The sequence below is a fragment of the Persicitalea jodogahamensis genome (assembly GCF_014651615.1).
GTDB lineage: Bacteria > Bacteroidota > Bacteroidia > Cytophagales > Spirosomataceae > Persicitalea > Persicitalea jodogahamensis.
Window position 1 is genome coordinate 176,699 of record NZ_BMXF01000004.1, and the last position, 15,365, is coordinate 192,063.

At 51.2% G+C, this 15,365-nt stretch carries 9 protein-coding genes; 7 read left to right on the top strand and 2 right to left on the bottom strand.

Going from position 1 to position 15,365, the window contains the following annotated elements:
• Nucleotides 1–3 precede the first annotated feature (3 nt).
• The 7 genes from IE117_RS19090 (at nt 4) to IE117_RS19120 (ending at nt 12,533) form a co-directional block, all read left to right on the top strand.
• A complete protein-coding gene (locus IE117_RS19090; RefSeq protein ID WP_189566129.1) occupies nt 4–1,932 on the top strand; it encodes a heparinase II/III domain-containing protein in 1,929 nt (642 codons plus the stop codon).
• 40 nt (nt 1,933–1,972) lie between these two features.
• Nucleotides 1,973–3,898 (top strand): heparinase II/III domain-containing protein, encoded by a 1,926-nt coding sequence (locus tag IE117_RS19095; protein ID WP_189566130.1) that lies wholly within the window; start codon nt 1,973–1,975, stop codon nt 3,896–3,898.
• 143 nt (nt 3,899–4,041) lie between these two features.
• Nucleotides 4,042–4,638: an RNA polymerase sigma factor gene (locus tag IE117_RS19100; protein WP_189566131.1), complete on the top strand. Its 597-nt coding sequence runs from the start codon at nt 4,042–4,044 to the stop codon at nt 4,636–4,638.
• Nucleotides 4,639–4,679: 41 nt separating this feature from the next.
• Entirely contained in the window at nt 4,680–5,795 is a 1,116-nt protein-coding gene (locus IE117_RS19105; RefSeq protein ID WP_189566132.1) for a FecR family protein, read from the top strand.
• A gap of 96 nt (nt 5,796–5,891) precedes the next feature.
• Nucleotides 5,892–9,371 carry a TonB-dependent receptor gene (locus IE117_RS19110; RefSeq protein ID WP_229581159.1) on the top strand — a complete coding sequence of 1,160 codons (3,480 nt, stop codon included), beginning with the start codon at nt 5,892–5,894 and terminating at the stop codon, nt 9,369–9,371.
• A 37-nt stretch (nt 9,372–9,408) separates the two neighbouring features.
• Nucleotides 9,409–10,887 (top strand): RagB/SusD family nutrient uptake outer membrane protein, encoded by a 1,479-nt coding sequence (locus IE117_RS19115; protein ID WP_189566133.1) that lies wholly within the window; start codon nt 9,409–9,411, stop codon nt 10,885–10,887.
• A gap of 185 nt (nt 10,888–11,072) precedes the next feature.
• Nucleotides 11,073–12,533 carry a sulfatase family protein gene (locus tag IE117_RS19120; protein WP_189566135.1) on the top strand — a complete coding sequence of 487 codons (1,461 nt, stop codon included), beginning with the start codon at nt 11,073–11,075 and terminating at the stop codon, nt 12,531–12,533.
• A gap of 75 nt (nt 12,534–12,608) precedes the next feature.
• Here IE117_RS19120 and IE117_RS19125 read toward each other — a convergent pair whose 3' ends face one another.
• On the bottom strand, nt 12,609–13,958 hold the full coding sequence (locus IE117_RS19125; RefSeq protein WP_189566137.1) for a sensor histidine kinase: 1,350 nt from the start codon (nt 13,956–13,958) through the stop codon (nt 12,609–12,611).
• Nucleotides 13,955–15,352, bottom strand: a complete 1,398-nt coding sequence (locus tag IE117_RS19130; RefSeq protein ID WP_189566139.1) for a sigma-54-dependent transcriptional regulator — start codon at nt 15,350–15,352, stop codon at nt 13,955–13,957. Before IE117_RS19130 ends, IE117_RS19125 begins: the two co-directional genes overlap by 4 nt.
• Nucleotides 15,353–15,365: the final 13 nt, after the last annotated feature.

The following is a 15,365-nucleotide window of genomic DNA, read 5'->3' on the forward strand; positions in this document are numbered from 1 at the left end:
TTGATGAAAAAAGGACTCTTCACTTTTTTAGCTTCCCTACTACTGTTTTCTGCCTGGGCACAGGTAACCCCGCGCAATATCCTGGCTCAGAAGTACACTTTGGATCAGGTGAAAAAATCGCTTATATCCCACCAAAACTACCACCCTTACCCAACTACCCCGGCTGAGTGGCAGGCCGCCGTGCCCGACTCCCTGCTGCGGAAAGTAATAGCCACCGCCGAATCCCATCTCGATTATGAGTTTCCCCCTGTGTCCGCCACCGTTTCGCTGGACTTCGTTCGTTCGGGTGACCGGGAGAGGCATCGGGGTGTCGCCTACCCGAAGCGGGACGTACTTTTTGTGCTGGTGGTGGCCGAAAGTATTGAAGATAAAGGGCGTTTTACCGAGGCCATTTTCAATGGCGTATGGTCCATTTGCGAGGAAAGCTTTTGGGGCGTCCCGGCGCATATTAGCCGCACCGGCCTGCCCGATGTACAGCGCCCGGTGGTGGAGCTGGTAAGCGCCGAAACTGCGGCCCTGCTGGGCCTGGTCGATTATTTCGTCGGCGACAAACTCGATAAAATCAACCCGTTGATACGTAAGCGAATCTATTACGAAACCAACCACCGCATCTTTGAGCCGATGCTGCATACTGCGGACGAGTACAGCTGGATGAGTAAAACCCGGCCCGTCAATAACTGGAATCCCTGGATTATCTCCAACTGGATTTCGTTGACGCTCACGCTGGAAAAAGACGAAGCGCGGCGGGCCGAAATGATCCACCAGGCCATGCTGGGTCTGGACCTGTACCTGAACGGGTTGGGAGAGGATGGTGGTTGCGATGAAGGGCCAAGCTATTGGTTTGCTGCGGGAGGGAGTGTGTATGACTGCCTCGAACTAGTGGGGGCGGCGACGAATCAGCAGGTGCAGATATTCGACCATCCGCTCATAAGAAAAATGGGCGCCTACATCTACAAAGTACACATCGACAGCGATTACTTCGTCAACTTCGCGGATGCCGACCCGACCCGCGTTCCTCAGGGACTTTTCCTGTACCGTTTTGGCAAAGCCTTGAATGATGAAAAAATGATTGAAATGGGAAAATGGGCTTTCGGTGCATTTCCCGGTGAGGAATTGAATATGGCCGGGCACCAGCGCCCCCGAAAAATCGAGAGCATGATGTCTGTCAAACAGATTGGCGAAACTTTACCGGCTTATGGGAAAGTACGCGATGCGTGGTTCGAAGATATTGAAGTGATGACTGCACGTGATAACTCAGGCCTATTCCTGGCCACGCACGGAGGGCACAACGCCGAAAGCCATAATCATAACGATGTCGGTGATTTTTTGCTTTACTCCAACGGAGAACCTGTGATAATTGACGCTGGTCGGGGCAACTACACTGCTCGTACCTTTTCTCCCCAGCGCTACGAACTGTGGTTCACGCAGTCAAACTACCACAACTTGCCGATCATCAACGGATTGGGTCAGAGTCCGGGACGGGAATTTGGTGCATCTAAAGCAGAGAGTACAATCAACGATCAGTCTGCCCGGCTTTCCATGAATATCGCTGCTGCTTACCCGGCCGAAGCTGGACTGGTGAATTGGGAACGGACGGTGGCCCTTAATCGAGGCAAACACCGGGTCGAAATTAGTGACAACTATACCATGAAAACCAAGCCCCAATCCCTGCAGCAGGCATTTATAACCATCGCCGATGTCGACTGGGGGACGGCTGGTGAAATTCGTATCACTACGCCGAAAAACCAGAAGTTCAGCCTGCGCTACGACCCCAAAAAGTGGAGCGTGGCCAGCGACTTTCCTTCCAATGAGGGAATGGAATACAGCAGCTTTCAGACCAAGTGGGACGGACGACGGGTGCAGCGAATCCTGTTGACAAACAAGGATTTGAAGGCAAAGGATAAGTTTGAGTATACCATTGAGCGGCAATAATTATCATAGTTCACCGAGTTGTATCAACTACCTCCCTATCATGAAAAAATACGCCATATCATTCATCCTGCTCGCTTGTTTTAGTCAGGCTATCGCGCAAGTTACGCCCCGTAATATTCTGGCCCAGAAATACTCCCTGGCAGAAATAAAGCAATCCGTGACTTTGCACGACCAGTGGAAACCCTATCCGCGAACCCCCGCCGAATGGAAGGCTGCTGTACCTGATTCTATCCTGCAAAATGTTATAAAAACCGCCGAGGGGAATCTGGATTATGAGTTCAAGCCTATTTCGGCCTCGATATCAATGGATTTTGTCCGCTCGGGCGATCGGGAACGTCATTCGGGTATTTCATTCGATAAGCGCAATGTGTTACTGGAACTGGCCGTGGCCGAAAGCGTAGAAGGCAAAGGCCGTTTCGTAGAAGCTATTTTGAACGGGGTGTGGTCTATTTGTGAGGAAAGTTATTGGGGCGTTCCCGCGCATATAAAGGGGACAGGCCTGCCTGATGTCGAAAATCCGGTGGTCGATCTGTTCACCGCGGAAACCGCTACAACCCTGGCGCTGGCTGATTATTTTGCCGGGGCACAGCTCGACAAGATTAACCCACTCGTAAGAAAAAGAATCTACCACGAGTCGAACGTTAGATTCCTGTTTCCGATGATCGACCACGGAAATGAGTACGGCTGGAATAAGCCGGGTCAAAGAGTGAATAACTGGAATCCCTGGATCATGTCCAACTGGATCGCCACCACCCTGATGCTCGAAAAAGACGGCACCCGCCGTGCCGAAATGATCCACAAAGCCATGTCAGGACTCGATATCTACCTGAACAGCCTGGGGGAGGACGGCGGTTGCGACGAAGGGCCCAGCTACTGGACTGCCGCCGGGGCCAGCGTGTATGATTGCCTGGAAATGCTGGACGAGGCAACCAAGGGTAAGGTGAATATTTACGACAATCAATTGATAAAAAACATGGGCGCTTATTTTTACAAAGTCCATGTCGATGGCTATTACTTTGTCAACTTTGCCGATGCCGACCCTAAACTACGGCCGGACGGACTGCTGCTCTACCGGTTTGGAAAGGCCCTCAACGATGACCGAATGGTGGGAATGGGGAGCTGGGCCTACGGTCTGTTTCCTGAGTCTTCGATCAAACTGCAAGGATTTCATCGATTTCGCCTCGTCGAGAACTTGCTCACTGCCAGCAAAATCGAAAAGCCGGCAGATTCGTACGACAAAGTCAAAGATGCCTGGATGTCAGATATTCAGGTTATGACGGCACGCTCGGGTAATGGCTTTTTTCTGGCCACGCATGGCGGGCACAATGCCGAAAGTCACAACCACAATGATGTCGGCGATTTTTTGCTTTACCTGAACGGCGAACCCGTCATTATCGACGCCGGGCGTGGCAACTACACCGCCCGCACCTTCTCCGCCCAGCGCTACGAGCTTTGGTTCACGCAATCCAACTACCATAACTTACCTATTATCAACGGTATCGGTCAAAAAGCGGGTCGCGAATTTGGGGCCAGCCAGGTCAGTAACAAGATTGACGCCCAGGAGGCAAAACTGACGATGAATATCGCCGCTGCTTACCCGGCCGAAGCTGGTGTCACGGCCTGGAACCGAAATGTGACGCTAAACCGAGTCAAAAATCAGGTTGAGATTTCGGACGAGTACACTTTGAAAGAACGCCCCACAACATTGCAACAAGCCTTCATGACCGTCTGCGACGTCAATTTACAAGCCGGTGGGCGCGTATTACTAACTACTCCCGGCGGCCAAACGGTCACGCTGCGGTACGATGACAAAAAATGGGTGGCTTCCAAAGACCTGCCTTCCACCGAAGGAATGGAATACCGCAGTTTCAAAACCAAATGGGATAATCGTCCGGTTCAGCGGATAGTGCTGTCCAGTAAGGACTTAAAAGCAAAGGGTAAGGTGCAATTTGTGATTTCAAAATAAGCGGGAAGCCCACGGAAAGGCTTTTCACACACTTACTCCTTTTACTGAGAATCAGTCTTTCCTTTTATTTTTTCAAAAAAAATTTCAAATAACTAGGTTAAGTTTTCTCTGGCACCCGCTCATCTTTTTAAAAAGAATCAGTGATGAGCGGACGGCTATCTACAGAGGAAGCACAAAGACTTTGGCGAGATTTTCGGTCGGGCGACATTGAAGCCCTGGCGACGCTCATGGAACGCTTCTATCCCGACCTTTTTAACTGGGGGATGCGGATGCACAGTGAGCGGGAGTTTGTCAAGGACTGCATCCAGGATATCTTTCTTAGCCTTTGGAAAATGCAGGAGACCATTGCCTCGGTCGAAAATGTACGTTCCTACTTGCTGGTCGTACTTAAGAGCCGCATTCTGCGCGAACTCTCCAAAAAGGAAAACAAACTTTACAATTCCCTGACTGAGGAGTATGCTTTCTCCGTAGAGTTCTCGGCGGATCTCCGGCTCATTGAAGAAGAGCACGAAGTCTATCAGCTTCGTAAGCTGGAACAGGTGATGAACCAGCTGCCGCCCCGCCAGAAAGAGCTTATCTACCTGCGTTTCCACCAAAACCTCAGCTTCGAGCAAATCGCCGAAGTCATGCAGCTGGGACGGCAGTCTGTGTATAACCTCTTACAGAAATCATTGGGTACACTTCGCAAACATTGGGTAACCGCAATGCTGGGCATACTCTGTTGGCAGGGTATATTCTGACCGAAGCGGTATCATCCTGCAAAGGAATTTATGCGAATGCTATGAAAAACTACCAAGAATTTACTGCCGAGGACTTCATACGTGACGAAAGTTTCCGGGATTGGGTACAAGGCCGGAGCCTGGAAGAAACATTTTGGCCGGCTTTCCTGCAAAACAATCCGGGCAAGAAAGCCGCCATGCACCAGGCCGAGCTTGTGATCAGAGCGAGCCGGCCCATTGATGAAACACTTACCGGGAAAGAAATCCGCCAGGAAGTACAGCAATTCCTCCGAGCCGCGGAAGCTGAAACGGTCCGGGAATTTCAGGAAACAACTCCGCCCACCGAACATAAACGCTGGGCAGGGCGATGGTCATGGACACGTTTTGCCGCAGCTGCGCTTGTGCTTATCGTTGCCGGATTGGCCTGGTACATTCTCACGGACAGGCGCGCAGAGAAAGAGCTGGCCGCAATCGCAAACACGTTTTCCCCAACCCTTGTCGAAACCAACAATCCGACCGCTGAACCTCTGCACATCAGGTTGGCCGATGACTCTGAGGTTGTCCTAAGCCCCAATAGTCGGTTGAGCTATCCGGCCAGCTTTGCCGACTCGGCACGTATCGTGTACCTCACCGGCGAAGCCAGTTTCTCCGTTCAGCGTCAAGACCGTCCTTTTCTGGTCGTGACGGGCGAAATGATCACCAAGGTACTTGGAACCCAATTTGTAGTGCGGGCCTTCGACGCCGATCACAAATTCTCCGTTCAGGTTATTTCGGGCAAAGTGTCGGTATCACGTTCTGAGCCAGATCGGGTGGCGGGCAGCCGTGAGGTCAATGGGTTGATCCTCACGGCTAACCAGGCCGCTATTTTTGAAAAAGATTTGCATCAGCTTACCAAAACCCTGGTGGCAAATCCAATTCCGCTAAAGCGTAAAGACCATTTGTTTGAGTCAGAAATCCGCTTTGACGAAACGCCACTGCCGAACATCCTGAAAGGGCTGGAGGAGCAATACGGAGTGCCCATTCAGTTCGATGAATCAGCCATTCAAAATTGCCGGATTACCGCTACGCTGTCCAATGAAACGCTCTACGAAAAATTGGACCTACTCTGCAAAACCGTTTCTGCCTCCTATGAAATTGTGGATGGGCAAATTGTACTAAGCGGGAGAGGGTGTAAGTGAAAAGTGGATGCAAATCCGGGGTTGTATCCCAATTGCCAGCCACCAGGCACATACGTAGAAATCAGAATCTAAATCCTTTAACCTATACTTTCCTACATGAAAAAAATAACTACCGGGCAAGTCCTGCTCAAATTGATGAAATTCTCTTTTGCGCAAAGTGTCATCCTGTTTCTGTTGATGGGGGTTTCGTACGCCCATCCCACCGACGCACAGGAGTATCTCAGTCGCCGCCTTAGTCTGCAGGCAGAAAACAGAGAGATAAAACAGGTGTTGACCGACATCGAGAAATCAACCGAAGTGCGGTTTGTGTACAGCTCTCAGGTGATTAGCTCATCACAAAAGGTGTCTATCCAGAAAACAAATGCCACACTGGGGGAAGTTTTGGAAAACTTGCTAACCCCGATGAAGATCAATTACGAGCTGGTCGGACGGAAAATCATACTTTCAGCCAAGCCTGCTGCTTCCCAGAAAGCTTCCTCAAGCCTTTTTAATATGCCTGTGGTTGCGCCGAAGCAACTGGTTAGCGGGACGGTGAAGGACGAAACCGGAGGCGGACTGCCCGGGGTAAGTGTGGTGATCAAAGGAACTACCCGGGGCACGACGACCAATACCGATGGGAAATTCGAGCTGGATACGCCCGATGGCCAGGCAACTACCTTGGTGTTCAGTTTTGTGGGCTACGCCAGTCAGGAAATTTTGCTGGGCAGTCAGGAAATTTTGCTGGGCAGTCAGACTAATCTGCAGATAACGATGCTGCCCGAAAACAAGGCATTGAACGAAGTGGTGGTAGTCGGGTATGGTACCCAGAAGGCCAAAGATGTAACGGGTGCGGTGGCGACGATAAATCAGGATGTGATTAAAGATCTGCCCGTAGCCACCCTCGACCAGAAGATGATTGGCCAGGTGGCCGGTGTGCAAATCACCCAGCCCTCAGGTTCACCGGGTGGGGGTACTTCGGTCAGGATTCGCGGTAGCGGTTCACTGGGTGCGGGCAACGAGCCACTTTATGTCGTTGACGGAATGCCTTACTCGGCGGGATTGAATCAGAACCTGAACCCCCTGATGCTCATCAACCCCAATGATATTGAAAGCATCAATATTCTGAAAGATGCGTCTTCCACAGCTATTTACGGTTCGCGGGGTGCCAACGGCGTGATTATCATTACGACCAAGAAAGGAGCGTTCAACAAAACGAATGTGACTATTTCGGCCATGACTGGCGTGCAGACCGTACCCCAGAAGGGACGCCCCGATTTGATGGGAGCCCGGGATTTTGCCGAGTACCAGCGTAACAAAATCGATATTGCCGTGCGCCGGGCCGAGAACCGGGAAGCGACCCTGGACGATTATCCCGCGGAATACCGCGACCTGGATCAATTGCAGGGCAAGGGGACTGACTGGTACGACCTGTTGCTGCGCGACGCCCCCATCCATGATTACAACGTAAGCGTTCAGAAAGGTTCGGAGGATTCTCGCATGGATTTTAGCCTGGGGTACTTTAAACAGGATGGAGTATTGCAATACACGGGTGTGGAACGTTACAGTGGTAAGCTGAGTACAGAAACCGGAATCGGGAAAGCGATTACCGTCGGGGCGACAATTCAGCCAACATTCATCAAGCAAAACCGCACAAACACCAACTCCAACCGGGAAGACGTGATTGGAGTGGCCAACTGGGCTAATCCTGTGGTGTCTCCCTATGATGAAAACGGAAATCTACTGCCCTATGTGCGCTCACCACAAAGCAAGTATCACTCAGCGTGGAGCTTCGCCAACCCGCTCTTCGTCCTGCGCGAAACCTCTCAGAATCAGACCCAATTTCAAAATCTGGGCTCAGCATTCCTGGAATGGCGTATTCTGCCTGAGCTCGTAGCGCGGACTTCCCTGAACACCATTTGGTCGACATCTAAGTTTTCACAATTCATACCCAGCACGATCGGTGGCTCCAATCGCCCACCTGTGGCAGGAACCGGCCAGGCATCAAACAACCGGGGCGAAAGCTTCAACTGGCTGATTGAGAATACCCTTACGTATAACAAAGCATTTGGCAACCACCGGATCAATGTACTGGCGGGCTATACAACCCAGAAAAGTACCAACAACAGCCTTGTTATTGGCGCCAGTCCGTACGCCAACGATCTGATTCAAACCATCAACGCTGCCCAGACCATCAGTACCTGGGATCAGAACATCAATGAGTGGAGCATCATCTCGTATCTGGGCCGCATCAACTACGGCTTTCAGGATAAATATTTGCTGACTGCCACCATCCGTTCCGATGGCTCCTCGCGTTTCGGGGCGAATAACCGCTATGCTACCTTCCCATCCATTGCCGGAGCCTGGCGGGTATCGGAAGAGGATTTTCTGAAAGACAACAGATTGATCAGTTCACTGAAACTACGGGCGAGTTTCGGTACAAGTGGCAACAACAACATTGGTAACTACTCCCACCTTGCCGCTATCAATGCAGGCTCTTACGTTTTTGCCAATAACCTAGTGACGGCTTCATTTGTGGGTCTAGCCAACCCCTTTCTCACCTGGGAAGAGTCCAGTCAGGTTGATGCCGGGGTGGATATCGAACTTTTTAAAAGCAATCTGCTGCTGACCGTGGATTTCTACAACCGTAAAAGCCGGAACATGCTGCTCAACGATGTCATCCCGGCCATTACCGGCTTTAACTCCCAGATCGTCAACAAGGGAAATGTCCGCAACCGGGGGATCGAGATTTCTCTGGGGGGCAGCCCGATATCAGGCCCGCTGCGGTGGGACGTGAATGCCAACATCGCCTTCAATCGCAATATAGTGCTTTCGCTCAACGACAACAGCGACCGGATTTTGTCAGGTAGTAATGATGGCAATCCGACGCACATCAGCGTAGTCGGCAAGCCCATCGGGCAATTTTATGGCTTTATCAACGATGGGGTTTACAGCAAGGCCGACATCGAAAATCCCGACATCGTCAAAACACCGCAGGTGTACGAAGGGAACCCAAAGTACCGCGACGTAAATGGCGATGGTATCGTGAGCGACGTACTTGATTATGCGATCATCGGTAATCCTCAGCCAAACTTCACCTTCGGCTTGTCCAATAACCTCTCGTATAAGCGCTTCACGCTGGGCGTGATCATCACCGGACAGCAGGGCGGTCAGGTAATGAACGGTCTGCGCCAGTCGATAGACAATCTGCAGGGCTTCTTCAACGTTCGTGCCGCCTGGGTGGACCGGTGGCGGAGTACCGAAGATCCCGGCAATGGAATGCTTTCCGGTGTGCCGAAGCTGACGCCAAGCTGGGGGCACCGTGTCAACTCGCTGTGGGTTGAGGACGCTTCGTTCCTGCGCATCGCCAACGTCAATATCGGCTATTCCCTGCCCGACGACCTGATGCGTAAGACAGGCTTCATTCGCTCGGCCCGAATCTACGCCACGATCCAAAATCTGGCCATGTTTACCAAGTACGAAGGGGCAAATCCCGAAGCACAGTCGCGGAACATCAACAATACGCTCTCGCCGGGTTTCGATATTTCGTCCTACCCGTTGTCGCGGACCTCGTCGGTTGGCGTGAGCGTGACATTTTAAATGATGGCCATTTGTTGATCCTTAAAAATCCCATTTCATGAAAAAGATACCCTTCCTACTTCTCATCGCATTTCTTACCTCCTGTTCGGACAAGTTTCTGGAGATATACCCCCAGGACTCCCTGAACGAAGGAAACTTTTACAAAACGGAAACTGAATTCATTCTGCTGGCCAATGGGTGCTATGTGCCCATGCGCAACTACGAGAAGAACCAGCATTGGGTGCTGGCCGAGCTAAGCTCGGATAACTCGACCCACCAGAACAACATCCGCACCGGCGAAGCTTCGCGGGGCGTAATCGACCAATTCATTCTGGGATCCGACAACGCCGCTTATGAAGCATTCTGGGATCAATCCTACAACGGTATCACCCGTTGTAACAAGCTGTTGAGCGAACTCGATCGCGAAGGGGTAGTTTTTTCCCAGGAGTCGTATAAGGACCGCAGCGCGGGGGAAGCGCTTTTCCTGCGGGCAGTGTATTATTTCAATCTGGTGCGGCAGTTTGGTGGGGTTCCGCTCGTCACTTCGCCGATCAGCTCTCAGGAGGCGGTAGGGATCAAGCGCTCCACCGAGGAGCAGGTTTACGCCCAGATTGTCAAAGATCTGACAGAATCAATCGCCCATTTTGCCAAAGCCCGTGACGTGGACGAAACCGGACGCGCCAACGAATGGGCAGCGCAGGGCATGCTGGGCAAAGTTCAGCTGACCCTGAAAAAGTACCCCGAGGCGCAGCAGGCGCTGGCAGCAGTGATCAACTCCGGAAAGTACCAGCTGCTGGCTAATTACGCAGATGTGTTCAATCCTGCACAGAAAGATTATAAGGAAACTATTTTCGCAATGCAGTATTCGGAGGCCAGCGCTGAGGTGGCCAATCAATTCATTTTTATGTTTGCCCCGCACACCTCTGGTGGGGCGGTGACGCTCCGCCCCAATATCAATATAGTGGGTGCCGGCTGGAACCAGCCAACCGACGACCTCATCAATGCGTTCGAACCAGGCGATGCCCGCAAGGCAGTTTCGATTGGTTATTGGAATGGTCTGGATTGGGACAACAAAGTACGACCTGTGCCTTACTGCAATAAGTACAAGCCGCCCATCGCGGCACCTGACAACCGCGCCGGCGATAACTTTCCCATCCTGCGCTACTCCGATGTGCTTCTCATGCAAGCCGAAGTACTTAATGAGCAGGGCAAAACTAGCGAAGCAATTCCATTGGTGCAGATGGTGCGCAACCGCGCAAAGCTCACCACGCCCATCTCGGCCACGGACAAGGTTTCTTTGCAAAACCTGATTGCCAAAGAGCGACAGGTTGAGCTGTGTTTCGAGAACCACCGCTGGTATGATTTGAAGCGTACGGGAAAGGCCATTGAAGTGATGACCGCTCATGGCAAACGGGAAATCGCTATGAAGCCCTACCTGTACGAGGGGGCCTACAATATTACGCCCAACAAACTTTTGGCGCCGATTCCGGCCAATGAAGTGCTGGTGAATAAGCTAACCCAGAATCCGGGATATTGAATAGTCCGTCTTTTGAATATAAACCCGTATCATTTTGGAGTAAAAAAGCGCAGTGCCAGACCTTTTGATTCCGGGCAGAAACCGATGGGAAATACTCAGGCTGCGAAATTCATCCTCTCAAAAATAGTATAAATGAAGAAGGCTGCTCCGACTTGTCAGAGCAGCCTTCATAAAATCATATCTCCATGAAAGTTTGTAAAAATATATTTCTGATTTGCGCGGTATTTTTCCTGTGCGATTTTAAACCGCGCTCAGTAAGTATTGCCGACAAGAAACCCAACATTGTGTATATTCTGGTGGATCAGTGGCGGGCGCAGGCAGGTGGCTATGCAGGCGACCCCAATGCCCACACGCCCAACATCGACCGGTTGGCCGGGGTGAGTTTGAACGTTAGGAATGCCGTTTCGGGAATGCCCGTCTGTTCGCCGCACCGGGCCTCTTTGATGTCGGGTCAGTATCCGCTCACCCACGGGGTATTTATGAATGACGTACTTCTGGATACCAATGCCGTTACATTGGGGAAAGTCTACGCGCAGAATGGGTACGATACGGGCTTTATCGGCAAATGGCACATTGACGGCCACGGCCGCCGCAGCTATATCCCGGCCACTCGACATCAGGGTTTTGAGTACTGGAAAGCGTTGGAATGCACCCACAACTACAACCACTCGGAATATTACATCGGCAATGATCCTGAAAGGAAGGTTTGGGATGGCTATGACGTGACCGAGCAGTCGTCGGATGCCATTACCTACATAAGGAAACATGCCTACCAAGACGAACCATTCGTGCTCTTCGTTTCGATGGGCGCGCCGCATGACCCCTACCAAACAGCTCCCGAGAAATACCGGAAAATGTTTGAAGATAAGAAAATCATTCTCCGCGAAAACGTACCCGCCGGCAAGCGCGAGAAAGCCATCGAAACCCTGCGCGGCTACTACGCCCACATGGCCGCGATTGACGACAACGTGGGAGAGATTTGGAAAGCACTCACTGACACGAAAATTGAAGAGAATACCATCTTTGTTTTTACTGCTGACCACGGCGATCTGCTCGGCTCGCACGGCTGGTGGAACAAACAGCAGCCCTATAATGAAAGCATCCGGGTGCCGTTTTTGATGCATTATCCCAAGGCTTTTGGCACAAAGGGAAGTGTCTCCGACATCCTGCTGAACACACCTGATATTATGCCCACCCTGCTCGGGTTAAGCAATGTGGCTGCGCCTAGATCAATGGAGGGTATTGATTATTCCGAAGTGCTTCGGGGAAAGCAAAAAAGCGGAGTGACGGAAACGCTCATTTCCTGCGTACAACCTTTCGGTCAATGGCCGCGCAGCCGGGGCGGCAAGGAATACCGGGGCATCGTGACGCAGCGATACACCTACACCCGCGACCTAAACGGCCCATGGCAGTTGTTCGACAACGAAAAAGACCCTTTTCAGTTGAATAATCTGGTGGGGAATTCTGAGCACAAAGGTTTACAAGCTAGTCTGGACGGGCGTCTCAGCAAATTGCTGCGAGAGCGTAACGACAAGTTTCTACCTGGTTTGGAATACGTTAAGAAATGGAATTACGTGATTGACGAAACCGAAACCGTACCTTATCGTGATATGAATTATGAAGGGAAACCGCTTGTGGAAGATTAACGGCGAGTCGTCAAGGCTTCATCGTGAGAACCACAGGATAGCTTTTCTTTTCTGTTTCGAAATTTTTTGAGGAAGTCATAGGTTACAATCGATCACAAACTCCGTCCAACCGTCTTCGTTCGTTTTTAGTGAAAACTGAAATCCGTGATTCAGCAGAATTTCCCGGCTGAGGGTCAGGCCGATTCCCTGCCCATCGGGCTTGCTGCTGTAAAAAGGATTGAAAAGCTGCTGTGCTTCCTGGGGTAAAATGGGCTTGCCATTATTTCTGATAATTAAATTGTCATCAATAAGTACCTGAACCTCGTTCCCGGCTTCGCAGGCTTCAAGTGCATTCTGGATTACGTTGATCAAGACCTGTTCCAGTTGTCCGGAATCTGCTTTTACGACCAGAGGTTCGTTTTTTATTATTTTCAGGGAAATTCCGCTCTGCCGGGCGGTAGATTGCAGGAAAACTACCACATTTTCGACCAGCCGGTTCAGGTCGAATTCATCCACACCGGGAGGAGGCAGTCTCACAACGTCCGCGAAATTCCGCATGAAGCGCGTCAGGCGACGATTGCGATCGGACGCTACTTTCAAGGCATCCCGCAGGTCGGAAAAATCTTCGGGGAAGTTAGACTTTATGCGGTCCGCCGATGCGCGGTCCGCCGTTGCGCGGTCCGCCGATGCGGCCAGACTTTTCCGGGTAGTTTGTAAAATCGAATCCGTGGCGCCGAGGGTATTGTTCACTTCGTGGGCCATCATGCGGATTACCTTACCGTACGCATTTTTTTCCTGTTCCAGTAGTTCACTGGTAAGCTCTTCGATCAACAAAAACGACCGTCGGAATCCCTGATCCATAAAATGGGAGCGCTGTACTTTGAACTTTTGGACGCCGTCCGCCTTGACAATTTTCGACTCGCCATTTTTTATTTCATGCAATTTCCTTAAAAACGGAATGCCCGTATCATTGAGTTTTTGTCCGTTTATTTTCTTGATATCCAGCTTAAAAACGGAAACTGCCCGGGAATTGACAGAAGCAATGCAATCGTCAAAGTCCAGAATGATGATGGCGGTGGGGGAGGCGGCAATCAGTTTTTCAAGGAAAAAATGTTGCGCCTGCTGCTTGGTTCGTTCTTCCCGCAATTGGTCGATCATCAAATTGTAAACCTCGATCAGCACGTCGATTTCGCCCTTGCCCGTCGGCACAAACTTGATCGTAAAGTCTTTCTCCTTAATGGCCTCGATCCCCGATTTTATAAATTCATTGGGACGCAGGAAATTTTGGTAAAGCTGGATGGAAACGCCAATGGAGATCAGAAGAAATACTTCGGAAGCGATGAAGAGCAGTTTATCTTCAAAGAGGAGTCTGTAAACCAGAAAAATCAGCACGACGTGTAGTACTGAAATATAAGCGATGTAGGTGGTGCGGGTGGAAAACTTCATACGTCGTCCGACTCATAGGTGATTCCGTACTTTTCGAGCCGGCGGTACAGCGCAAAGCGCGTGATGCCTAGTGAGCGAGCGACTTTCGACACATGGTTCTGGTGAAAATCCATCGCCCGGCGGATCATCTGTTCTTCCATTTCTTCGAGCGTAATCGTGCCGACTTCGGGTAATTTATTCTGCGACACAGATTTGGGTGCTGGATTGATATTTCGCTGGAAGTCTTCTATTTCAAGTACCTCATTGGTAGAAAGCAAAACCGTCCGCTCGACAATATTTTTCAGCTGTCGGATATTTCCCGGCACTACCAGCGACTTCATCCATCGGGTAGCAGCCGGGCTTAGCCGGAGATTGGGTCTTTGGTAGATTTCTTTAAGGTTTTTGACAAAGTACTCCGCCAGTAACGGAATGTCTCCGGGGCGTTCCCGCAGGGCAGGCAAGTGAATGGAGATGAGGTTGATGCGGTAAAAAAGATCTTCCCGAAAAGTACCCTTCGCCACCATGTCTTCCAGGTGGCGGTTGGTCGCGCAAATTACCCGGACATCCACCGTCCGGCTCTTGCTGCTGCCCAGTGCCTCGAAGGTGCGTTCCTGCAACACCCGCAACAATTTTACCTGGCTGGCCAAATCCAGTTCGCCGATTTCATCCAGAAAAATCGTCCCCCGGTCTGCCATCTCGAACCGGCCGGCGCGGTCGGTTTTGGCATCGGTGAAAGCCCCGCGCACGTGGCCGAACAATTCGCTTTCAAATAACGTGGAAGAGATGCCTCCCAAATTAACTTTTACAAACGGATGCTTTTTTCGCTTGCTGTTGAGGTGAATGGCCTCGGCGATGAGTTCTTTGCCCGTTCCGCTCTCACCGGTTATCAGAATCGGCGCATTCGTTGGAGCTACCCGGCCTACCGTTTCCAGAATTTCCAGCAATTGGGCGTCCTGGCCCACGATATTGTCGAAGTTAAATTGCGCTTCCAGCTTTCGTCGACTGGCAGGCAAAGGTTTTTCGCTGGGTTGGGCTGCCAAACGCTGAGTATACAGTTCCAGCGCTGTTTCGACGGATTGTAACAGGTGCTGATTTTGCCAGGGCTTGGTAATAAAATCGCTCGCTCCCAGTTTCATGCCCTCCACCGCCAGGTCTATGGTACCCCAGCCCGTAATGATAATAACCGGGACGTGGGGGTGAAGTACCCTGATCTCCCGCAATAGCTGCATCCCCTCTACACCCGATGTCTCGATGGAAAAATTCAGATCCAGTAAAATTATTTCCGGCGTTTCTTCCCCCAGAATTCTCATGGCTTCCGTGGCGGATGACGCGCTTTTCACCCAAAAACCTTCCGTTTTAAAGAGAAGCGTCAGCGAGGTTCGTATAGCGGCATCGTCATCAATAATGAGAATCATTGGGTGGAGGGAT